This window comes from uncultured Limosilactobacillus sp., assembly GCF_934202705.1.
Taxonomy (GTDB): Bacteria; Bacillota; Bacilli; order Lactobacillales; family Lactobacillaceae; genus Limosilactobacillus.
On sequence record NZ_CAKPYE010000009.1, the window covers coordinates 71,168 to 92,784 of the forward strand.

The following is a 21,617-nucleotide window of genomic DNA, read 5'->3' on the forward strand; positions in this document are numbered from 1 at the left end:
TCAAAGAATGAGCAGTTTTTATTTTTCATTGTAGAACGCAACTTGAAGATCATCATCCGTCATCACGAGTTTTGAAAGGCTTCCATTAGCCGGTCTTTTTGTAACGTCAAAGCATCCTTGACCATAACGCTCAATAAGGCTCAGACATGTATTCCCATGGCTGACCCATAAGACGTTAGCATCATCAGGGAGGTCTGCAGACCGAATCAGTTCAATTCCCTGATTCAATCGCTTCCAATATTGCTCATTATTCTCGGCATGATGAAACGGATCTGCTTCATGGAGCCAATCCTTGGCAGTTCCAATCGAATGTTTAGTCACAATTTCTTTAAAAGTCTTCAGTCCATGAGGTGCTCCCGCCAAATACCAGGCTTGATCCATATTAGTTCCTTCAAACACGCCATAGAATTCCTCACGGAAGAATGGGGACACTGTTGGGGACTGAACAGAATTAGCCGTATTCAGATCCAAGATCGTTTGGCAAGTTTCTTCCGCTCGTGGCAGGTCAGAACAAAAAGCAGCATCAAAGTGCGTCGTTTTTAACCGTTCCGCTACCTGCTGAGCATCTGCTTTCCCCTTTTCCGTTAATGGTGAGTTACTCCATCCCTGTAGCTTATTATAAATATTGTAGTAAGTTTGCCCGTGCCGAACTAAATAGAGATTTCGTTTCATGGTTAATTCAGCCTCCTTTATTGATTTCATTTTACCACCAGATTTAATAATCCCTTACTAAATCGGCCATACTTTCTTCACAATCAATGGCTATTATCGACAATATGAAGGGAATGATATCAATGAAATTGAGACAAACAAATCAGCAAACTGCGGTCGCGGCGGCACAAATTATTGGATTATCTGACACTCGTGTGACTGTCCAAACCGAAAACGGCTGCATCCTCCGGATCCCACTGTCGCAAAACCATCAACAAGATCAAGTCTTCTTAGCATCATTACACGATATTTGGCGTAATCATGTTTGGATCCCAGTCAATACAACCCTTCATCAACTTTTCCGTTACGATTGGTTAATTGAACCTGAGCGGATCGATGATTAAAATTGTGCAACAATTTTGCAGAGTTCCAAACTTCAATTTTGGATGTGTTAAAATAAAGGACGTTTAATTAAATGCCTTCATGGTAAATATACCGATTTAATTTATTCAAGAAATTCTGGAACTGCGAGGAAATCACCTAATGAAAAAGATAGGTCAACTTGTGGACACCCGGATCGGCTTTTGTGGCCTCCTGGTCGTCCTTTTTTGGTTGAAGACGTTAATTGCGTACTTCACAGATTTCAAATTGGGCGCGTCTGGCTTAATCCAGTACGCCATCTTATTATTAAACCCGTTAGCAACAACAATTTTCCTGTTTAGTCTCGCCTTTTACTTTAAGCGCTCCCGATTCTTTTATCCTGTCTTAATGGGACTCGATATTTTAAATACCTTGCTGCTTTACCTCAACGTCATTTACTATCGAGAATTCACTGATTTTATGACCGTTGCGACAATGACAGGATATTCAAAGGTTAATCAAGGACTGAGTGGGAGCTCATTAGCCTTAACAAATGTCCACGACCTTTTATATTGGGCAGACATTGTCATCATTTTATTACTAATGCTCTTTCGGAAGATTAAGTTCGACCCCCGCGCTATCAGTAACCGGCTCGCCTTTTCTTTTACGTCGCTCTCAATCCTGTTCTTCAGCTTAAATTTGATGGTGGCTGAGTTTAATCGTCCCCAACTACTGGGACGAACCTTTGATCGATCCTACATTGTCAAATATTTGGGAATTGATGCTTTCACCGGTTACGATTTGGTCAAGTCACAGCATATTGATAATATGCGGAAAAGTGCCACCCGGTCTGAGTTAACGGAAGTTAAAAAGTTTACTGACCGTCATTTTGCACCAGCCAATGACAAAATGTTTGGCATTGCCAAAGGGCGGAATGTCATTATTATTCACCTGGAAAGTTTCCAACAATTTCTCATTGATAAAAAGATTAACGGTCAAGAAGTGACCCCATTTTTAAATTCGCTTTATCACGGGAACGATACTTACGCATTTGATAACTTCTTCCATCAGGTCGGTCAAGGAAAGACCTCAGATGCTGAAAATATGCTGGAAACTAGTACATTTGGTCTTCCTCAAGGTTCACTCTTTGCCACATTAGGGAGTGACAACACTTTCGAAGCCGCACCGGCAATTTTAAACCAACGGGCTGGTTACACTAGTGCTGTTTTCCATGGGAATGTTGCTAGTTTCTGGAACCGGAATAATGTTTACAAAAACCTTGGTTTTCAATATTTCTTTGATGCTAGCTACTATGATACTTCTGGTGATAAGGCCATGGGGTATGGTTTAAAAGATAAATTGCTCTTTGCTAACTCCATCAAATACTTACAAACCTTGCAACAGCCTTTCTACACAAAATTTCTCACGGTTTCCAATCACTTTCCATTTACCCTTGACGATGAAGATAAAGATTCTAATTTTCAGACAACCAATACAGGAGATTCAACGGTCGATGGCTATTTCTTAACCGCCCATTACTTAGACCAATCACTGCAAGAATTTTTCAGTTATCTGCAAAAAACCGGATTAGATAAAAAGTCGGTCATTATGATTTATGGTGATCACTATGGAATCTCTAATTCTGAAAATAAAAACTTAGCGAGTGTCCTTGGCAAGAGTGCCGACTCATGGACCAATTTTGATAATACCCAACTACAACGGGTGCCAATGATGTTTGTAATCCCAGGGTCTGGCGGTCACGGTGGCATTGCTCACACTTACGGTGGTGAAATTGATGTACTTCCAACCCTCTTGCACCTATTAGGTATCAGTTCCAAACGTTACATTATGTTTGGAACTGACCTCTTCAGTAATAAGCACAATCAAACTGTTGCTTTCCGCAATCATGATTTTGTCACTCCACGTTATTCCAGCGTTAACGGTACTATCTATGACAACAAAACCGGTAAAGAGGCCAAGTTAACAAAAACCCAACGCAATTGGTTAAAAAAGCAGGCCAAGTTTGTTAATCAAGAACTCAGCCTTTCAGATTCTCTCAACGAAAAGAACCTGTTGCGCTTTTATACACCAAAGGGCTTTAAGAAAGTTAATCCTAAGAACTATAATTATTCCAACGGTCTCAAAAAAGCGAAAGCAATTGAGAAAAAGAAGGGCAATAAATCCACCAGTATTTATAGTGAAAATGGCGATCATTCAACTATTAGTGATTACACCACAAATGCTCCCGAACAAAACCACTCCCGGACTGATTCAAATCGAATCAAAATTACTAATCCTGATGGTAATAATTAATATTTCCCAGGAAATTATTTTGATTAAGGAGGACATTACAAATGGATAAACCAGAAATTCAACAACGGCTGATTCAAATTGCCAATCGTCGTTATGCCACCAAAAAATATGATCCTAATCAACATATACCAGCAGACGATTGGCAAACCATTTTGGAAGTTGGGCGACTTTCACCGAGCTCATTTGGTTATGAACCATGGAAATTTGTTTTAATCAACAACCCAAAAGATCGTGAAGCAATTAAACCGTTTGCTTGGGGCGCCCTCAATAGTATTGAAGGCGCAGATAAATTACTCGTTATTCTGGCCCACAAACACGTAACTTACGATAGTCCATATATTCGACACCTCGTTCAAGATGTTAAACATAAGCCATATTCACCAACATCAACTGTGTCACAACACTTCAAAGAATTCCAAGAACGCGATTTAAATCTGCAATCGGAACACGACGTTTTTGAGTGGGCAGTGCGCCAATGCTATCTGCCGATGGCAAATATGATGTCAGCCGCGGCTGCTTTAGACATTGATTCATGCCCAATCGAGGGCTTTAACTACGCTCAAATGAATCAATTTATGGCAACCAAGCACTATTTGGATCCAAAAAACTGGGGCGTTGCAGTAATGGTTAGTTTCGGCTATCGTGATCAACCCATTACGCCAAAAGTACGTCAGCCCCTATCAGCGATTTACCAGGAACTGAATTAACAAAGAATAAAAACCAGTTTGGTAATTTAAACGCCAAACTGGTTTATTTTTATAGTTTCATTGATGAACTATGGGTCGCCATTCGTTTTTGCGGATATAGTTTCTTCGCCAGGCTATTAATTGCAATTGGCGCCTCCCCTAATCCAGTAGCGATTAATGGAACCTTTCCTGCATAAGTGTTCCCATCACCAATCGCATAGACCCCTTCGATATTCGTTCTCATTTGAGAATCCACCTGAATCAAGTGATGATCAGTGACTAAATTTAATCCCCATTCATCTAAGGCAGCGTTATTGGAGGTAAATCCATAATTGACTACTAATTGGTCAACGTTCAAGACAGTTTCCTGGTCACTCCGCATTTTCTTTAACGTTAACTCCAAACTGCCATCAGACATCTCTTGAATTGTACGTGGTAAATAAGGAGTTTGAAGTTGAACTGTGGACTTTTGTAGACGCGTGAACGTTGCCGGTAAGCCTCGAAATTGTTCACGACGATGAACTAACGTTACTTGTCGCGCAACTGACTCCAACATTAAGGCCAAATCCATGGCGGAATTGCCGCCGCCCAAAACCGCAACTCGTTGGTTGGCGAAGACAGCGCGATGTTGAACGAAGTAATGAATTTTTCCTGAATTTACTTCATCCACCCCATCAATTGACAGTTTTCGCGGTGTAAACGCGCCATTGCCTAGTGCAATCACCACTGCTTTAGATTGGGAAGTCCCCTTTGTTGAGCTAATCTTGAAACTCCCATCAGCCATCTTTTGTACGTCAGTGACTTTCGCCCCTAATTGCTGATCAACCTTCACCAATGAAAGCTGGTGTTCCAAATCCGCAATTAGTTGTTCACCGGTCACACCAGCTTTGCCAGCAACATCCCAGATTTGTTTTTCTGGATAGAGTGCCCGAACCTGGCCACCAAGTTGTGGCAATGCTTCGATTAATTGTGTATTTAATTCATGTAATCCCGCATAAAAAGCAGCAAACATTCCTGCTGGTCCACCACCGATGATTGTGACATCATATTGTTGCTCTGTCATCCAGCCATTCCCCCCTCTTTTCCTGCTTGAATATTTCCATTGTAGCATGCCCCTTTTAAAATTTGGTAACCGGCAAATTGACTTCGTGAAATTTGATTGTCTTTTAGTCCGTGGTCGCTTAAAATTAAATTATACTCAATCATTCGGAGGTATGGTTATGGCAACGAAAAAAATGATCTTAGATTTAGATACCGGTGTTGATGATGCATTAGCCATTGCATACGCAACTGCCGCCCCAGACGTGGATCTGATTGGAATTGTTTCTTCTTATGGTAACAATCTAATCGATATTTGTGCAGAAAATAGTCTTAAACTACTAGAACTGCTCGGTCAAACTGATGTCCCCGTTTATAAAGGATTATCACATTCAAGTACCACTAATCACTTTGACGTCATGCAAGTGTCTCTTGATATCCACGGCAATAATGGTATTGGTGAAGTGAAACTGCCAAAGCCAAAGCGGCCTGTCGAAAAAATGTCCGGTGTCGACTTCTATATCGAAGCCGCTCACAAATTTGGTCAGGATCTGATCATTGTTCCAACTGGTCCAATGACTAATCTGGCGGCAGCCCTCGAAAAGGATCCATCGATTGCCAAATTAATTGGAAACGTCACCTTCATGGGCGGGGCCTTAACCGTTGAAGGTAACGTAACTGAAGCGGCTGAAGCCAACATCCACCAAGATGCCGAAGCTGCAAATATCGTGCTATCCAACCCTGATTTACCATTAACGATGGTGGGCTTAGATGTCACTTTGCGAACCCTCCTCACTAAGCATGAAACACAACAATGGCGCGAACTCAACACAGCCGCTGGACGAGCCTATGCCGATATCACTGATTTCTACATTGATGCCTATTATAATTTAGATATCGATAAGAATGGTTGTGCACTGCACGATCCGCTGGCAGTGGGCGTTGCGTTAGACCCAAGTTTTGTTAAAACCATCAGTCTTTTTATGAAAGTCGTTCATGATGGCCCTAATTACGGCCGCACAATTGGTAATAATGCTAAGCTCAATCAGCCAAATCCAAATGTCAAAGTTGCAGTTAACGTTGACAAGGACCGTTACCTCCAAACATTTATGCAGTATTTAACGGACCTATTTAAGCAGCATTAAAATTTTTCAAGGTGGACAAGAACTAATTTGCTGGTTCTTGCCCACCACTTTTTATCTTTGAACCTATCACATTGTTGTTTCTCTATCGTAAGTAAATTAATCATCTAAATTTACGCCACGCTCTGTGGCGTGATAATTCACAAGACAATTGTCGATCATCGCAAAGTCTTGTAGATAATTCACAGCTTATCCACAAGATATTGTGGATAACTATTCATGGCTTCTATCCTAGTATCACAAGGCTGTGTAATCATGGGGCTCTGTTGCCCATAGTGTTGTGCACAACTTTTTCCACAGCCTGTTAATTATTTTCCGCCAACTAATGACACTTGCACTACATAAATGCTTTCGGTATGATAGCCCTAAACATATTATCTTTGTCTGGGGTGCCTACGGGCTGAGAAACACCCATCGAACCTGCTCTGGTTAGGACCAGCGAAGGGAGATTCTAAGGTGACTTTTGAATACTGTTATTAATCAACAAACCCGGTCAGACAACTATTCTGATCGGGCTTAATTTTTATTGAGGTTCAACTTTATGACTGACCACATTCTAATTCAATCTTTAAAATTTAGTTATAACAAGCAGCAGGCCATTTTAAATATCCCTGAGTTATCGATTCCGCTGCACCAATTATCGCTTCTGCATGGTCGCTCTGGTTCTGGAAAGTCAACCTTGTTGAAGATTATCGCTGGACTGTTGCCTAAGTATGGTGGTCAGTTGACGGGTAACGTCTCCATTCCACATCAACAGTCAGTCGCGATGATGTTCCAAGATCCGGGAATGCAATTTGCATTGGACACACCACGTCACGAAATCGAATTTGCACTCGAAAATCTTCAAACTCCTGCGAAGACCATTCCATCAATTGTTGATCAAACATTACATGACGTTGGTATCACTCACCTTGCTGATCGGCATTTCACCACTTTATCTGGTGGTGAACAACAACGGGCCACGCTAGCCGTGATTATCGCAATGCAGCGCCAAATTATACTTTTGGATGAGCCATTTGCGAGCCTTGATTATCATAATCGCGACCTGATCTTGCAAAAATTAGTTGCTCTTGTAAGGGAGGGGAAAACCGTCATTATTGCAGATCATGACCTCTCTGCATATACTGAACTATCCCCGAACATTATTGAATTTGGCCAAACTGTTCACTGCCTTACTAACCAGGAAACGCAAGCCTTGCTGGAAACTGCCACTCACCAACCAAGTTTAACCACTCCGATTCCGGAACCTGATCAGCCAAATGCTGTCATTTTAGAAAATTACATTTTACAACGCAACGCTACAACCTTAATTAATCAAACCGCCCTGCAGATCGTCAAAAATAAAACCACGCTTTTAACTGGTGAATCTGGTAGTGGTAAATCTTCGTTTTTTAAATCATTGATTAATCTAGTTCCTTCCGCAGGCACCATCAAACTTTGCCAGCAATCAGCGGAGCAACGTCACCGCCAGCAGCGCGGTAAGTCGATTGGCCTCGTTTTTCAAAATGCTAACGATCAATTCTTAAAAGTGACTGTTCAAGAAGAATTAGAACTCAGTCTAAAAAATGGTCGCAACCCGTTCTTTACGAACCATCGGCTGCAATTAGTCCTTAACCATTTAGGACTCAATCATTTGACTAACCAAGTTGTCTACACTCTATCTGGTGGGCAAAAAAAGAAATTGCAACTCCTCGTAATGTTAATGATGGGGCAGCCGTTACTGTTACTTGATGAGCCGTTCAGCGGTTTAGATTACCATTCCATCACTAACGTCGTTGATTTGATGCAGCGAAGCCTGGCTGTCTATCCCCAAACTCTAGTGATCATCAGTCATCAAATTGCTGCCCTTACCCCGCTCATTGATTACCATCTCCATCTTGCTCATCACCGTTTACAGTATCAGGAAGGCACTACCAAATGAATATGAACCCAAGTCTTAAATTACTACTCATCATCATTATTTCCCTGGAAATATCGTTTACCACCAAACTATTCACAAACCTGATTCTCATTGCGGTTACCTTGGTAGTGCTCATCATCCATCGAACGAGACCACAAACTTTTTTAAAGTTAATTTTGGTCCCGATCTTACCGGCCATTGCCATTGCAACTACCATTCGGTGGTTTAGTCCTGGCCACAGTACTTGGCTGGCCATTGTCATGGTTAGTCGACTATATGCTTATTGTTTGCTTGGTGCGTTAATCTTTACTATCGACACCCCACTACAACTGGCTCAATCATTAGAACAAAACGCGCACCTGCCAGCAAAATTTGCCTATGGGACCCTTGCCGCAATTAATATAATTCCCCGGACCATTCAAACGGTTAAAACCATTCGCTTGGCGGCGCAAATGCGGAATGTATCATTGCATTTCTGGTCACCCCAGCTATATTTTAAAGCTATTTTATCAGCGCTCAGCTGGTCTGATCACTTGGCACAAGCAATGGAATCCCAAGGGTTTAACGAGCAACGTTTGCGAACTCACACCCGACTAATTAAGCTGACGATCACTGATTGGAGCATCTTTGTAATTAGTCTAGTTGGGATTCAATTAACCCTGCTCATGTTGCCGTAAAAATTCTGGTATACTAAAAGAAAAGGAGTTAACTATGAAGACTGAATCTACCACTAATCGTGTTTTAAGCTGTTTATCTTACCTAAGCATTCTCTTCTTGCCAGTATTATTTCCGTTGATTGTCTGGATTGTTGATCATCAAGATCATTATGTTGCCCACCATGCTCGGTCTGCATTTTGGACGCAGATCTTTCCCGCCTTATATGTGATTGTAGCTTTACTAATGTTCTTTATTCTAGGCGCCACCGGTGTAGATCAGATTCGTGTCAACGGCGGCTGGCTGTTCGGTATCCTGACCGTTTTTGCTTTATTGATTTCATTGGTGCTCTACATCTATAACATTGCCATGGGAATTAGCGTTTTAATCAAACGACAATAATTGAGATTAGAGGCTGTGACATAAGCTATACAACTGAGATGAAGAACGAATAGCGCAGTACACAAATGATCTCTAACGCCCGGTAAAGCGAGCGCTAGAGGCCTATTTGTGATTGCGGGGGCGTGAAAACGAAGTCATAAATGACTTCTGTCACGCTCCCTTTTTTTCGTTATAATAAACATAAACAATTTTTGGAAGAAAGGAATTTATCATGTCCACTGTTCTCGGCATAATGATCTTACTAGTTGCCGTGGTCGCAGCCAACATTCTCCATTTAGTTTGGCCGCGTTTTCCGCTTGCAATTTATCAAATTATTGTGGGAGTAATTCTGGCCATTATTCCCGATTTACAAACGTTTCGACTGGAACCAGAAATTTTCATGTTGCTAATTATTGCCCCATTAATGTTTAATGACGGCCAAAATACCTCATTCCGTCAATTAGCGCGCGGCCTTTCCAGAACTATGTCAATGGCGGTTTACTTAGCATTATTTACAGTTATTGTAATGAGTTTGGGGTTGCACCTATTACTTCCCCACTCTTTTTCTCTACCAGTGGCCTTTATGCTGGCCGCTATCATCACACCCACTGACGCTGTAGCGGTTAAATCGCTGACCACCAGAGTCGAAATGCCAGAAAACGTCAACCTGACCCTTGAACATGAATCACTTTTTAACGATGCATCCGGGATTGTGTTATTTAGCTTAGCTTCCTCAGCACTATCTTCTGGTAATTTTTCGCTAGCCCATGGAGTTTGGACATTTGTTTACGTATTCTTTGGCGGTATTATTTTTGGATTGATTATCGGTTCCCTCTTGATTAACATCCGAACCCGACTAATGCAACACCATGTCGATATTGCTTCAATCGTCATTCCCATCAATATTATGACCCCGATTGTAATTTACTGGTTAGCTGAAGAACTGCATCTTTCCGGTATCCTTGCCGTGGTTGCAGTAGGAATTATGCACAGTATCCTCTATGATCGGTTGCACCTAACCTCCACCAAAGTACAAATTGCCACGACTACGATTTGGACAATCATCGCTGACGCCTTAAATGGTTTAGTATTTGTCTTTCTGGGCCTTAGTCTGCCGAGTGTTCTCGCGCACATGCGCCAGTTACAAACCCTTAAAATTACTGGGATCGCTTTGGTCCTCTATCTAGTAATGACCGTTCTGCGTTATTGCTGGTCCCAGTGGGGATTTGTGCGTTTACATTCCAAAGCATTGAGGCAGGATCAGCAACGGGATAGTTTACTACTGGCCATTGGTGGTGTTCATGGCACAATTACCATGGCGATGGCCTTCTCCATTCCGCTCCTCGTCAATGAAGAGCGGATTGCCATGCGTAACGCCTTAATTCTAATTGCGGCCTTTGTGATTTTAATCAGCCTCATCGTGGGGACATTTGGCTTTCCAAAGTTACTGCCACCAAAAAAAGAAAGCTATTCCAAGGCTGAATTTCATCAAGCATTAACTGATACGGTCCAATATGCCATTACCGAACTCAACAATACCAACGACCAAAACCGTGAGAAGTCACTCGTCATTGATCAACTCGCCAGTCAAATGAGCATGCGAGCTCGATTAAAAACCGCTACTTATAATCGGCTCCTCCAAAGATGCCACCAAGTAGAACTCGATACTTTAGAAGAATTAACTGATAATGACATTATTACACCACAACAAGAACGGGCATATAGTCGATTAATGGCACGCGATGTCCTCAATCGGTCTAATCATGGATTCCTCAACATTATCATCATGCTCTATCACCGCCTGCACTGGCTTTACGCGCGGCACAAAATCGTGAAACTTTATCGGCAGCACCCAGAGTTGAAAAAAGATCGCCAGACCCATTTTAAAACCGTTAATGATCAATTAGGACCGATTATGCGAATTGTCATCCGGCGAATTAATAAGTTCCTGAATGAAGAACAAACTCCACAGAATGCTTATGAAATCGCGGCAGTGCGGCGAACTTACTTAAACCGGTACCGATTTTTCTCCAAAAAAAGTCAAATTGATGCCGACATCATGACTAACTATTTTGTTGATGCTTTTCAGTCAGAGCATAGTTATATTCAACAACAAGCTGCTGCCCATAAGATTTCTTCAGATTTAGCGAATGCCCTAAATGAACAAATTTCTACAGATCAGTTAGTCTACATGCAGTCACTAGACTAGTCTAAAAGAAGCGAGCCCCAGTCAATTATGACCGTGGTCTCGCTTCTTTGATTGGCTATTATTTAGTTATCAGTTTTTTGGAGGATGCGCAGATCCCAACCAGCCATTTTAGCAATTGGCTGTTGACCGGTCAAAACATCCGTCCAGCCATCAATCAATTCTACTGGTAGTGAGCGTGCTTCGTTACGCATGTTTAATACGAAATAAAATTCATGACCATTTTTGACCCGTTTGGTAATTTCCAAGTCATTCGTCGTGCTTATTAATCCACGAACCTTTGCTACTTGCAAAACGTGGTCTAATAAATGACTTAAGCCATCATGGTCGATTCTACTTCCAACGTACCAGGCAGTTCCCTGACCATATGGATTTTCTGTAATGGCTGGGACTCCCGCATAGAATTCGGAATCATACTTTGCTAATGAACGCGTCTGCTCACCAGTCAAATGAATCAAATCGCAAAGGTAACGACCCTCCGTGGTTAAACCGTCCTGATTGAACACCACCTGGGTTGCCTTTCCTGGAATAATTGCATCAGTTTCTTCAACCCAAATACCAAGTACTTTGCTCAAAGGTCCAGGATAGCCACCCGGATAAATATTGTCGCTATCATTTACCATCCCTGACATGTAACTAGTGATAAAGTGACCGCCATTTCCCACGTACCGATTAATTTTATCAGCTAATCCGTCCTTCACCATGTATAAGACCGGTGCCACCACTAAATCATATTGACTAAAGTCATCATCAACACTGATCACATCCGTAGGAATGTTACGTTCGTAAAATTGTCGATAGTAGTCCAAAATTGAGCCAACATAGTCAAGATCTTGGGAGATTCCCGCTACGTATTCGTATGACCAAAAATTGTTCCAATCAAAGATCAAACCAACCTTAGCTGGTGTTTGTGCACCAAGTAAATGCGGACTAAGTTTTTTAAGGTCACGACCAATTTGGGCAACTTCTTTAAACGCACGCGTATCAGTCCGCTGAGCATGGCTAATCACCGCCCCATGAAATTTTTCAGAACCGCCAATCGCTTGTTTCAGTTGAAAATACTGAACCGTATCGGCGCCGTGCGCCACTGCTTGGAATTCTGTTGCCCGTACTTGGCCGGGGCGCTTCAGCGGACTATACGGTTGCCAGTTAACCTGCGACGGGGTGGATTCCATCAGCATAAATGGCTGGTGCTTCAAGCTCCGCATTAAATCGTACAGGAAAGCTGGTTGATAAACTGGTTGATCATAGGCTGGATAAGAATCATAGGCGATGATATCCTGATCCTTTGCCCACGCCTGATAATCAATCATCTTATTCGGTGTACTGTGGAAGTTCGTCATAATTGGTGTTTGATCATCATATTGTTCAATTGTCTGCTTTTCCATTCGGTAAAGGTCCTGGAGAGCAGCGGATTGAAATCGTAAATAGTCGAGGGAGAGCCCCGCCACAATCGTGTGGCTACCTTCTGGTCCCCACGCATCCCCCAATTCATTAGGCACGACAATCTCATCCCAATGGTAGATTGTGTGGCTCCAAACATCGTTGTTCCAGGCTTGATTCAATCGATCCAATGTTTGGTATTTCTTTTGAAGCCACTTTTGAAAAGACGTTTGGCAATGTTTACAGTAACAATTGCCACCATATTCATTGTTCACATGCCAAGCGACAACGTTCGGGTTATCGCCATACCGCTCGGCCAGCTTCGCAACCAGCTGGCGTGCGAGTCGTTGATAGTTTGGCGAGGTTGGGCAGAAATTATGGCGTTGTCCAAAGACATGCCGTCGTCCTTGATAATCAACTCGCGCAACATCCGGATACTTTTTAAACATCCAGGCTGGCATTGCAGCGGTCGACGTGGCTAACACAATCTTAAACTGTGCTGCACTAAGCTTTTCAATAATTTTATCAAGCGTCCTAAAGTTATACTGGCCCTCTGCTGGTTCCAGCGAAGCCCACGAGAAAACGTTGACGGTGGCCGAATTAATGTCTGCTTGCTTAAATACTTGAATGTCATCATCCCAAGTTGCTTCAGGCCATTGCTCAGGATTATAGTCACCACCGTAAAGCATGGTTGGTAATTGAGCTTTCATAATTTTCCTCCACTATTGTTTAGCAGTAACCGCGATTACTTGATCACCATGGTTAACGGACGTGCCAAATTCAATTTGGTTCATTACGGCAACTTTATTTGGCCGAACCATAAAAGTCACCACTGTATCCTTGTAGCCATTTTGCCGAATTAAATCACGGTCAAATTCGATGAGTAAATCACCTGCATGAACTTGTTGACCATCAGTGTAATGAACATTAAAGCCTGCGCCACGCATATTCACCGTACCTGAGCCCACGTGAATGATCGTTTCTAAGCCATCATCCGCCACAATTTCGAAGGCGTGTTTAGTGGAAAACGTAAATTTAATTGTGCCATTGAATGGTGCATAAATCCGCCCATCACTCGGTACAATCGCAAATCCCTTTCCAGGGAAACCAACCGTACCATCTTCATTTTCAACCTGACTTAATTCTATTAAGGTTCCATCAGCAGGAGCCATTACTGCTGTAGAATTAGTTAGTGTTTCGTGAGCATCCGTTGATTTAATCTCACCCTTGGCCAACTTATTCTTCAATTCTTCCACGATCACCGCATGTTGCTTTTCTGATAATTTAACTTTAGTGAGGAAAACAACAATTGAAAGAATCGCTAAGGCCATTGGAATGTAGAATGCCATGCTATCAAACGTCCGGATATCCTTAGCCGTCATGTCAGCAGCAGTGGCAGCACCAGTCATTCCGGCAGCAACAGCAATGTACCCAACTAAACCATTAGAAATTGCGCCAGTCAGTTTATCAATCATTGGCCGAACCGCGAGCACCACAGCTTCGTTCCGTTGGCCATTCTTCAATTGACCATATTCAATCGCGTCAGTAAAGGTTAAGACTGTGACCAATTGTGCATAATTGATGTTAAAGAGGACCAGACCAAGATCCATCATGAAAATATTCGAGCGACAGGTAATAAAGATCAAGTAAGCAAGAACCATACATACCTGTCCCATAATGAATAACCATTTTCGGGGAATGAACTTATTCAAAATCGGGAATAACGGACTGGTGCAGAAGCCAATAATGGTGGCAATCACCCCAACAATCCAGAATTGACCTGGTCGCCCAATAACAAACTTGTAAAGGTAGAACAACACCCCATTCGTAATAACGTAAGCACAAGAGTACAGTAGATACGCCAATGCTGGCCACAGGATTTGATCATTATGAAAAATCGCAGAGAAAACATCCCGAATGGTCGTCTTTTGTTGAGCTGAATTTCGAATCAGATTGTGTTTTTCCTTGGTACCAAAGCAGACCGCTAACGCACTCAAGATCGCTAGTGCAGTAATAATTGCGGCAAAGGCAAACCAGCCACTCGCCCCTTCACGATGCTGACCGGTCGCCAAAAACGTAAAGTAGGTCACAATCGGCACGACGATAATAGTCAAGCCGTTCCAACCAATGGTCCCGGCAAAAGCACCCAGTGCTGTATAGATTCCCCGTTCATTAGAATCTTCACTCAATGCTGGCACCATTCCCCAGTATGAAACATCAGAAAAGGAATAGAAAATATCAAACGCCAAAAAGATAATCACAAACAGAATCGCAAAAAGCACCCAGTTAACTTTCGCTAAACCAAAGATTCCGGTAAACAAAACTAACAGGAGCGCACCAGAAACGATGTTGCCCCAAAAAATCCATGGTTTGAACTTGCCCCAACGCGATTTCGTATTATCAACCACGTTTCCAATGACTGGGTCAATAATTAATTCCAGAATTCGCACGCCAACAATCAGCCCAGTAATCAAGGCAATTAGTTTATCCGCAACGTGTTTGCTTAACCCATCAAACATGCCGCTCGTGACAAAAATAATAAAATAAGTGCTCATCACACCATAAAAGGCGGAGTGTCCCACGTTTCCAAAACAAAAGGCAGAACGTGATATCCATTGAGCAGCCGTTAATTTAGCTTTGGGTTGTTGATTTGTGTCCACAATACCCATCCTCCTCAGATCAGTAAATCCTTCTTCAATTTGTTGCAATCGCTTACAATAAATATTATAAAGTCCTCCCTTAAAAAGTAAATAATCTAAATAAAGGATTTACTAGTATTTAGTAAATCCTTTACTGATTGTTATGTGGAATAAAACTGTTACGTACTACCAACCGCGTGTCAACTAATAGATGAACATGGGGACGCTTGGGATGGTTAATTAAATCGTGCAAATCATCGACGGCGATCCGACACATTTCAGACTGATCAATCTCGTAGGTCGTCAGCGGTGGTGAAACGTATTTAGCGAGAGCACTATTATTAATACTGATAATTGCTGTATCACGCGGCACAATGACTCCTGAATGATTAAAGGCCTGTAATACCCCCACCGTAATGGTGTCGGAAGCACAAATAAAACCATCCGGTAAGCCATTCCGCCCATAACGCTCAATGATCTCTTCACCCATGCGTTTACCATTCTCAATGGTAAACCGACCGCTAGCAAAAATTGGGGCATCGGGCGTCCCATACTCTTCAGCAACAATTTTAAATGCGGCTGTCCGCGAATCGGCCATCAATGGTCGATCACCAATTTGCAAGCCTTGGCCACCAATAAACCCAATCTGATGATAACCGCTACTAACCATCGCTTCAAACGCGTTTCGGACCGTTAACGGCAGATTTGGCTGTACGGAATCAAAATAGTGGGGTGCTGGATTAGTATCGACGATTACGCCGATCGGTAATGCTTGATGTAATCGGGTAAGCTCATCCGCAGTCAGATGATTGGCACCGACACAAATAAATCCTTCAAATTGCTGGGCTTGATTGATAAGCTTTTCAGTATCAGAATACATTTTGATCCTTAGCTGACGTTTATGAAACGCCTGCCGAAGATGCTCTTGGAGTGTTGCAAAATAAACATCATTTTCCTGTTCTTTTTTAGTAATGCGAAACAGTACTGCAATGGTTTTATTGCCTAATGGCCGATCATGCTCTTCCCAATATCCTAAAACATCGGCAACAGCGAGAATCTTGTCGCGGGCCCGATCTGAAATTACTAAATGAGGATCTGAATTAAGCAATCGGGAAACGGTAGCCGAGGAATAGCCTGCTCGTTGGGCGATCTCTTTAATTGTAACCATGGTTATCCTCCATTAATTACTAATCAACATAGCGACTTAAAAACTGTTGAATATGACGTTGATACTGACGAGGAGCGGTTTGAAATGACTTAGCGTGACCGGCCTGGGGAACAACCCATAACGCTTTTGGACCACGCGTTGCTTTGTAATTAGCATAAACCATTTCCGTCGGTACAAAAGTATCTTTGGCCCCATGAATAAAGAGCATTGGTCGATGATTATGGTGCAGTGCGGCGATTGCACTCGCTTCACTCGTGAAAAAGCCGTTTGCGATTCGGTTAATAATGCTCAGGGAAGCCTCCGCGGGTTTCGCAATCAACGGTGGCAGATGATAAAGATGCCGAGCTTCATGGTCGAGCTCGGCTGATAAACTGGTATAGCCACAATCTTCAATAAAAGCTTTAACTTGATGGGGCAGTTTCAATCCACTGGTCATCATAGTTGTCGCACCACCCATGCTGACCCCAAACATAACAATTTGGCTTGCTTGTCCGTTTTTTTGAATCAGCCGTTGAATCCACTTACGAGTGTCATACCGTTCTGGCCATCCGTAGCCAATGAATCGCCCTTCACTTTCACCATGCGCCCGTGCGTCTGGCAACAACACATTGTAACCCATCTGATGAAACATCGCTGCATAGGCGCCCATGGTTGCTTTATTATTCATAAAGCCATGACAAATCAGCACGCTCTTGTTCGTCGCGTGCGCTGCTGGAATGTAATCTGCTACTAACCGATAGTGCTTACTAGCCGATGTCATTGTCCAACGTTGTTTCTGAACCTCACGAAACCACTTTTTTTGGTGATAAAGCGGATCAGAACGACGGAGGGTTTGGTGATTACTACTAATGAAGGATTTATGGCCAGGAACCATCCCGACTTTAAAGAAATACATTCCTGCCGCTAACCAAATTATTAGTAAAAATGTCACGATAATCGTTAACCACCGCCAGAAACGATGTTTTTTTGATGTTGTCTTTTGCATAACACTCTCTCCATTTAATAATAGCGTTATTTTAGCGCATTCTGCGAAAAATTGCATCGGTCGTTTTCCACGTTTCGTGGTTCAATGGTAAAATGGAAATAGTTATTTAAAGGAGGAGTAGCAATGTTTCCAGAACGACTTCGTGCCCTCCGGCGCGGCCAAAAAATTACATTAAAACAGCTGGCCTCAGCACTTAATCAACACCTCGGTCCTAATGAACGCCCCAATACTGCCTCACAAATTGGTAATTGGGAACGCGGTATTCGGACCCCTTCGTATATTGAAGCAAAAAAATTAGCCGAATTTTTCGATGTTAGTCTCGACTATTTAACGGGAAAAGAAGATCATGATGATTATGATCTTGCTAAACTCTTCTTTTCCAGCAAAAGTTTAACATTTAATCATACCAAGCTTTCCAGTGAAGATCGCTACGAGATTTTCCAACTGATTGACGGCTACCTAACGGGTCGTAATCATCGTCAAGATACGGAAAAGTTCTATGGCAAGCAAGAAGAGTTAAACCTGCATTTTAATTAGGAACAAATAACATGAATCCAAAGAAACTTCAAAAAATAAAAAAGCAGTATCGGAAAGTTGCTACTGCAACGCACCAAACTTCTTATATTCAGAAATTGAAGCATTACGGCGAACTGTTCAATGATATTTCAAGCATTAAGTTTCTGATTAATAATGCGCTATTAAATGACCGCTTGCTACGATCAGGACTGCTTCCACAACCGTTACCGAAAATGCTGCTGCCTGATGATGTGCAAGATACGATTTTTAAACAAGTAAATGCTCAATATCCACAGGAAGACCCACGTGGTGATCGCCTATGGAACACCTATATTGATGCGTTGCCAAAGCTAGATCGCCTCCTCCGCAATTATCGTGACTACCTCGAGGATACATACGGCATGTGGTCATATACAAACTCGTCGTTCACCAATGCCCTAAGTAAGTACCTGGCTGGTGCGCCGATTTTGGAAGTAATGGCCGGAAATGGCTACCTATCCAAAGGGCTGCGAAATTCTAATCCACATCAAATAATTTACACCACAGATAGTCAAGACTGGATTCAAGAAAATGAGACCGGTCGTCATCCGGTGACCACCATTGAAAAATTAGATGCACTATCCGCAGTCAAAAAATACGGCCATAAGGTCCAATTTATCTTAATGTCATGGGCTCCGGATAAGGGTAATCAAGACTGGCAGCTACTGCAACTCATCCGTAAAGATTATCCAGATTTGCAATTATTAGTCATCGGTGAAAAAGACGGTGCTACAAATTCACCCGCATTCTGGAAAAATGCACAATTATCCCAACCTACTGACCTTCAAACCGTCAATCAGTATCTCAAGACCTTTGATCTCATTGATGAGCAAATTTATTTAGCAAAGTAGTTGCATAAACATCTAAAAACCTCTAAAACAAAGCGAATTGTGATTAATGATTCAAGCCTCCTTACAAGTCTTGTCTATCGTCTTGAAGAATTTACTAATGGTAAACTCTCCAACGTTTTAAAAAAGGTAAAGGGCGTTTCTGCTGGCGGAATGCAAATTAGCTTTGATAATCACATTGATCCAAGTAATGAAATTGCTAATCATGTGATGAAATTAATGCAAATAATTAATCATCAAAATAAATTTGTTGTAGTAGCCATTGACGAAGTTACCAATGACAAAGTCATTCATAAATTTGCTCAAATCTTCAATGAACTAAAACGTCAAGAAATGCCAATCTTTGTGTTAATGACGGGATTGCCTGGTTTAATTCTTGATGTTAAAAATGAAGAAAAGCTTACCTTCCTTCTTCGTTCAGAACAGCGGGTTATGAAGCCCCTCCAAGTCAGTGATATTGCAATTACATATCGAAATATCTTTCAATGTTCGTCTGCCGTTGCTAGTAAGATGGCTCAAATGGTTCAAGGATATTCATATGCCTTTCAATTACTTGGCTACTTAGTTTTTGACAAAAGTACCCGCGAAGAAATTCCAGTATCATTAGAGTTATTAAATAACATCAAAAACGACTATTTGGCACTGCTCTTTGACAATGCTTACACAAAAATATTTGATGAGCTTTCTACAAATGACCAAAAATATTTAGTCAGTATTTTTGGTAATAAACGACTTAGTGAAGTGGCCAAAGATATGCACCAAAGTTTGTCATACGTTTCTCAATATCGTCGACGAGCAATTAGCCGCCACCTTGTCGCTCCTGCAACATATGGCAAGGTTAAATACACGTTACCTTTCTTTCGTGAATTTATCCAGGAAACTCAAAATCCGGATTCAATGTATTACTTATACTTAGATGAAGAATAGAAAAAGCCGCAGTTACTTCAAATAAATGAAGTGACTGCGGCTTTGTGTATTGATACAATCTCAGGTAATCATGAACGTCCACTTTCATGATCACCAGGCACCCTGCAATCCGGCAGGTAAATGTGCCCCACTCGAAATGTCTTATGGTAGCCATTTGGGTTGCTACCAGACCTCTCGACTCATCGCAACCAATATGTTAACACGTCCATGGCGAGACATCAAGCTTCATCAGCAGTTTGTCGATTTTCGGTGACCATTGCCAATTGGCTAGCCACCCATTCTTGAAACTTTGTTACCAGCTCAGCAGAATCGTCAAGATCATCACCACTGACTAATTCATCAATTCGTAAGCCAGACTTGTTTAGCTGGTCACCCTCGGCCACCATATAAACATTGACCGGATATGGTTGATTACGATCCAGTAATTTAGGGTTCAGCCGTTCTGCCTCTTTCATCGGAATGTTAATCAAATTAGTTTCAAGACGCACACTCAAGTCATCGCCAACGGGCATTTTAACCGACCATTCATAACCGCAAAGATAACCGCTTGCCAGTTGGTCTTCAATGTATTTGAGCCCCTTTTTAATCACTGTTACTTGCTGAATTTTGGCCGCAGTAGTAGAAACATTGGTCGTTTGCACGTGATCCCCGGTTAATTGTGCTAAATAATCCTCATAGGTAAATTCCATTTATTTTGACCTCCGTTGCTCACGATACTTCTTTTCAATCAATCGTTCTCGTTGACGCACTCCCAACACAATCCCATAAACACATAGGACAATGCCAATAATCGCTAATAGCTGAGTCAATAATCCAGCTACTGACGCCTTATGTTGAACCTGGAGTAAGCCACCAAGACTAATAATGCCATAATACATCATCGCCGCAATCGTTCCGTAATTGGAAAAATGCCAATCACCAACTGCCAGCAACACCACAATAATCATGACGATTAATATCGTCATGAGCGTCAGCAAAGCCCCACTGGACATCCAGGAAATCCGATGCTGATAAAACATCATTAATTCAATCACCAGTGCAATCAACATTGTCACAATGGTCGTTGCAATGATGTGCACTACATTCTTTTGCTTATTCATACCTTAATTCCCTTCAATTAATCTCTTCTATTCTACTATCTGAACGTGAAAAGCTCAATTGAGCACCGTTCCATGGTATCATAGATGAAAAGATCGAAGGGGAATTTTCACTTATGATGAATGGAACATATCAAAAAATTTTAGTCCCAGTGGATGGTTCAAAGGAAACCCCACTAGTAATGAAACGAGCAATTCAAGCAGCATTAAATAATAATGCTCATTTAGACATCTTAAACGTCGCGCAGATTAACCAAGTAACGGAAGGGTTTGCAACGCTCACTGATCTAAGTGATGGCAAAACTCATGAATTAGTTCAAATTATCGAAAAGCGCTTACGTGATTTAGAACAGCAAGCGAAAACCGCTGGTGTTAAATCAGTCGCAATCCATATCCGCTTCGGCAATCCCAAGCTCGTAATTGCCAGAGACTTTATCCGCGACCATCAAAACGATTTAATCATCATGGGTGGAACCGGCACCTCACGGATTGAACGGCTGCTCCTGGGCTCAACAACTGGTTATGTAGTCCGAATGGCTAAGTGTGATGTTATTGTCGCTCGATCAAAGAAATAAACTTGTAATATTACCGTTCGATATTCAAAAAGAGGGGCTGTGACATAAGTCTCTTATAAAGAATGGAGTTCAATGAAATCTTCGGATTTCGTTGAGCTCCATTTTCCTT

At 42.0% G+C, this 21,617-nt stretch carries 20 protein-coding genes and 1 riboswitch; of the genes, 12 read left to right on the forward strand and 8 right to left on the reverse strand.

All coding sequences use genetic code 11. From position 1 onward, the window contains the following. Window positions 1-18 precede the first annotated feature (18 nt). On the reverse strand, window positions 19-672 hold the full coding sequence (locus Q0C76_RS06875) for a histidine phosphatase family protein (protein ID WP_295731343.1): 654 nt from the start codon (window positions 670-672) through the stop codon (window positions 19-21). Window positions 673-794: 122 nt separating this feature from the next. Here Q0C76_RS06875 and Q0C76_RS06880 point away from each other — a divergent pair, with 122 nt between their 5' ends. The 3 genes from Q0C76_RS06880 to Q0C76_RS06890 all read left to right on the forward strand — a co-directional run bounded on the left by Q0C76_RS06880 (window position 795) and on the right by Q0C76_RS06890 (window position 4,031). Next, window positions 795-1,055 (forward strand): hypothetical protein, encoded by a 261-nt coding sequence (locus Q0C76_RS06880; RefSeq protein WP_295731345.1) that lies wholly within the window; start codon window positions 795-797, stop codon window positions 1,053-1,055. Window positions 1,056-1,194: 139 nt separating this feature from the next. Further along, the gene (locus tag Q0C76_RS06885) at window positions 1,195-3,324 is read left to right on the forward strand and encodes an LTA synthase family protein (RefSeq protein WP_295731347.1); all 2,130 of its coding nucleotides are present in this window, start codon (window positions 1,195-1,197) and stop codon (window positions 3,322-3,324) included. Between the two features lie 41 nt (window positions 3,325-3,365). Then, entirely contained in the window at window positions 3,366-4,031 is a 666-nt protein-coding gene (locus Q0C76_RS06890) for an NAD(P)H-dependent oxidoreductase (protein ID WP_295731349.1), read from the forward strand. A gap of 49 nt (window positions 4,032-4,080) precedes the next feature. On the opposite strand, the gene Q0C76_RS06895 is transcribed toward Q0C76_RS06890, so the two are convergent. Next, the gene (locus Q0C76_RS06895; RefSeq protein ID WP_295731351.1) at window positions 4,081-5,073 is read right to left on the reverse strand and encodes an NAD(P)/FAD-dependent oxidoreductase; all 993 of its coding nucleotides are present in this window, start codon (window positions 5,071-5,073) and stop codon (window positions 4,081-4,083) included. Between the two features lie 157 nt (window positions 5,074-5,230). On the opposite strand from Q0C76_RS06895, the gene Q0C76_RS06900 reads away from it, so the two are divergent. From Q0C76_RS06900 to Q0C76_RS06920, 5 genes are all read left to right on the forward strand, one after another. Further along, window positions 5,231-6,193, forward strand: coding sequence for a nucleoside hydrolase (locus Q0C76_RS06900; protein ID WP_295731353.1), 963 nt, complete (start codon window positions 5,231-5,233; stop codon window positions 6,191-6,193). 372 nt (window positions 6,194-6,565) lie between these two features. Then, a riboswitch (TPP riboswitch) is annotated at window positions 6,566-6,654 on the forward strand. Between the two features lie 77 nt (window positions 6,655-6,731). Then, a complete protein-coding gene (locus Q0C76_RS06905) occupies window positions 6,732-8,111 on the forward strand; it encodes an ATP-binding cassette domain-containing protein (protein ID WP_295731355.1) in 1,380 nt (459 codons plus the stop codon). A gap of 2 nt (window positions 8,112-8,113) precedes the next feature. After that, window positions 8,114-8,767 (forward strand): energy-coupling factor transporter transmembrane protein EcfT, encoded by a 654-nt coding sequence (locus Q0C76_RS06910; RefSeq protein WP_295731383.1) that lies wholly within the window; start codon window positions 8,114-8,116, stop codon window positions 8,765-8,767. Between the two features lie 34 nt (window positions 8,768-8,801). Further along, window positions 8,802-9,146, forward strand: a complete 345-nt coding sequence (locus Q0C76_RS06915) for a DUF4870 domain-containing protein (protein WP_295731357.1) — start codon at window positions 8,802-8,804, stop codon at window positions 9,144-9,146. A gap of 211 nt (window positions 9,147-9,357) precedes the next feature. Next, on the forward strand, window positions 9,358-11,334 hold the full coding sequence (locus Q0C76_RS06920) for a sodium:proton antiporter (protein ID WP_295731359.1): 1,977 nt from the start codon (window positions 9,358-9,360) through the stop codon (window positions 11,332-11,334). 62 nt (window positions 11,335-11,396) lie between these two features. On the opposite strand, the gene Q0C76_RS06925 is transcribed toward Q0C76_RS06920, so the two are convergent. The 4 genes from Q0C76_RS06925 to Q0C76_RS06940 form a co-directional block, all read right to left on the reverse strand. Next, window positions 11,397-13,424: a beta-galactosidase gene (locus tag Q0C76_RS06925; RefSeq protein ID WP_295731361.1), complete on the reverse strand. Its 2,028-nt coding sequence runs from the start codon at window positions 13,422-13,424 to the stop codon at window positions 11,397-11,399. A gap of 12 nt (window positions 13,425-13,436) precedes the next feature. Continuing rightward, on the reverse strand, window positions 13,437-15,383 hold the full coding sequence (locus Q0C76_RS06930) for a PTS sugar transporter subunit IIA (protein ID WP_295731363.1): 1,947 nt from the start codon (window positions 15,381-15,383) through the stop codon (window positions 13,437-13,439). Window positions 15,384-15,504: 121 nt separating this feature from the next. Next, window positions 15,505-16,521: a LacI family DNA-binding transcriptional regulator gene (locus tag Q0C76_RS06935; RefSeq protein WP_295731365.1), complete on the reverse strand. Its 1,017-nt coding sequence runs from the start codon at window positions 16,519-16,521 to the stop codon at window positions 15,505-15,507. A 19-nt stretch (window positions 16,522-16,540) separates the two neighbouring features. Then, the gene (locus tag Q0C76_RS06940; protein ID WP_295731367.1) at window positions 16,541-17,506 is read right to left on the reverse strand and encodes an alpha/beta hydrolase; all 966 of its coding nucleotides are present in this window, start codon (window positions 17,504-17,506) and stop codon (window positions 16,541-16,543) included. Between the two features lie 123 nt (window positions 17,507-17,629). Between Q0C76_RS06940 and Q0C76_RS06945 the strand changes: the two genes are divergently transcribed. From Q0C76_RS06945 to Q0C76_RS06955, 3 genes are read left to right on the forward strand one after another with little or no spacing between them, the layout of a single operon-like run. Further along, on the forward strand, window positions 17,630-18,043 hold the full coding sequence (locus Q0C76_RS06945; RefSeq protein WP_295731369.1) for a helix-turn-helix domain-containing protein: 414 nt from the start codon (window positions 17,630-17,632) through the stop codon (window positions 18,041-18,043). A gap of 11 nt (window positions 18,044-18,054) precedes the next feature. Beyond that, entirely contained in the window at window positions 18,055-18,912 is an 858-nt protein-coding gene (locus Q0C76_RS06950) for an SAM-dependent methyltransferase (RefSeq protein ID WP_295731371.1), read from the forward strand. A 39-nt stretch (window positions 18,913-18,951) separates the two neighbouring features. Further along, complete coding sequence (locus Q0C76_RS06955) at window positions 18,952-19,836, forward strand: hypothetical protein (protein ID WP_295731373.1); 885 nt, start codon at window positions 18,952-18,954, stop codon at window positions 19,834-19,836. A 218-nt stretch (window positions 19,837-20,054) separates the two neighbouring features. Here Q0C76_RS06955 and Q0C76_RS06960 read toward each other — a convergent pair whose 3' ends face one another. Together Q0C76_RS06960 and Q0C76_RS06965 are read right to left on the reverse strand one after the other, a co-directional pair. Further along, the gene (locus Q0C76_RS06960; protein WP_295731374.1) at window positions 20,055-20,525 is read right to left on the reverse strand and encodes a hypothetical protein; all 471 of its coding nucleotides are present in this window, start codon (window positions 20,523-20,525) and stop codon (window positions 20,055-20,057) included. Then, window positions 20,526-20,936 (reverse strand): hypothetical protein, encoded by a 411-nt coding sequence (locus Q0C76_RS06965; RefSeq protein ID WP_295731376.1) that lies wholly within the window; start codon window positions 20,934-20,936, stop codon window positions 20,526-20,528. 113 nt (window positions 20,937-21,049) lie between these two features. On the opposite strand from Q0C76_RS06965, the gene Q0C76_RS06970 reads away from it, so the two are divergent. Further along, window positions 21,050-21,508 (forward strand): universal stress protein, encoded by a 459-nt coding sequence (locus tag Q0C76_RS06970; protein WP_295731377.1) that lies wholly within the window; start codon window positions 21,050-21,052, stop codon window positions 21,506-21,508. Window positions 21,509-21,617: the final 109 nt, after the last annotated feature.

Bases quoted from the DNA above. Each gene is read 5' to 3' on its own strand.
- Q0C76_RS06905 (WP_295731355.1), top strand. From the start codon at position 6,732: ATGACTGACCACATTCTAATTCAATCTTTAAAATTTAGTTATAACAAG.
- Q0C76_RS06885 (WP_295731347.1), top strand. From the start codon at position 1,195: ATGAAAAAGATAGGTCAACTTGTGGACACCCGGATCGGCTTTTGTGGC.
- Q0C76_RS06930 (WP_295731363.1), bottom strand. From the start codon at position 15,383: ATGGGTATTGTGGACACAAATCAACAACCCAAAGCTAAATTAACGGCT.
- Q0C76_RS06895 (WP_295731351.1), bottom strand. From the start codon at position 5,073: ATGACAGAGCAACAATATGATGTCACAATCATCGGTGGTGGACCAGCA.
- Q0C76_RS06950 (WP_295731371.1), top strand. From the start codon at position 18,055: ATGAATCCAAAGAAACTTCAAAAAATAAAAAAGCAGTATCGGAAAGTT.
- Q0C76_RS06910 (WP_295731383.1), top strand. From the start codon at position 8,114: ATGAACCCAAGTCTTAAATTACTACTCATCATCATTATTTCCCTGGAA.
- Q0C76_RS06880 (WP_295731345.1), top strand. From the start codon at position 795: ATGAAATTGAGACAAACAAATCAGCAAACTGCGGTCGCGGCGGCACAA.
- Q0C76_RS06920 (WP_295731359.1), top strand. From the start codon at position 9,358: ATGTCCACTGTTCTCGGCATAATGATCTTACTAGTTGCCGTGGTCGCA.
- Q0C76_RS06945 (WP_295731369.1), top strand. From the start codon at position 17,630: ATGTTTCCAGAACGACTTCGTGCCCTCCGGCGCGGCCAAAAAATTACA.
- Q0C76_RS06900 (WP_295731353.1), top strand. From the start codon at position 5,231: ATGGCAACGAAAAAAATGATCTTAGATTTAGATACCGGTGTTGATGAT.
- Q0C76_RS06890 (WP_295731349.1), top strand. From the start codon at position 3,366: ATGGATAAACCAGAAATTCAACAACGGCTGATTCAAATTGCCAATCGT.
- Q0C76_RS06970 (WP_295731377.1), top strand. From the start codon at position 21,050: ATGATGAATGGAACATATCAAAAAATTTTAGTCCCAGTGGATGGTTCA.
- Q0C76_RS06915 (WP_295731357.1), top strand. From the start codon at position 8,802: ATGAAGACTGAATCTACCACTAATCGTGTTTTAAGCTGTTTATCTTAC.
- Q0C76_RS06875 (WP_295731343.1), bottom strand. From the start codon at position 672: ATGAAACGAAATCTCTATTTAGTTCGGCACGGGCAAACTTACTACAAT.
- Q0C76_RS06960 (WP_295731374.1), bottom strand. From the start codon at position 20,525: ATGGAATTTACCTATGAGGATTATTTAGCACAATTAACCGGGGATCAC.
- Q0C76_RS06935 (WP_295731365.1), bottom strand. From the start codon at position 16,521: ATGGTTACAATTAAAGAGATCGCCCAACGAGCAGGCTATTCCTCGGCT.
- Q0C76_RS06925 (WP_295731361.1), bottom strand. From the start codon at position 13,424: ATGAAAGCTCAATTACCAACCATGCTTTACGGTGGTGACTATAATCCT.
- Q0C76_RS06940 (WP_295731367.1), bottom strand. From the start codon at position 17,506: ATGCAAAAGACAACATCAAAAAAACATCGTTTCTGGCGGTGGTTAACG.
- Q0C76_RS06965 (WP_295731376.1), bottom strand. From the start codon at position 20,936: ATGAATAAGCAAAAGAATGTAGTGCACATCATTGCAACGACCATTGTG.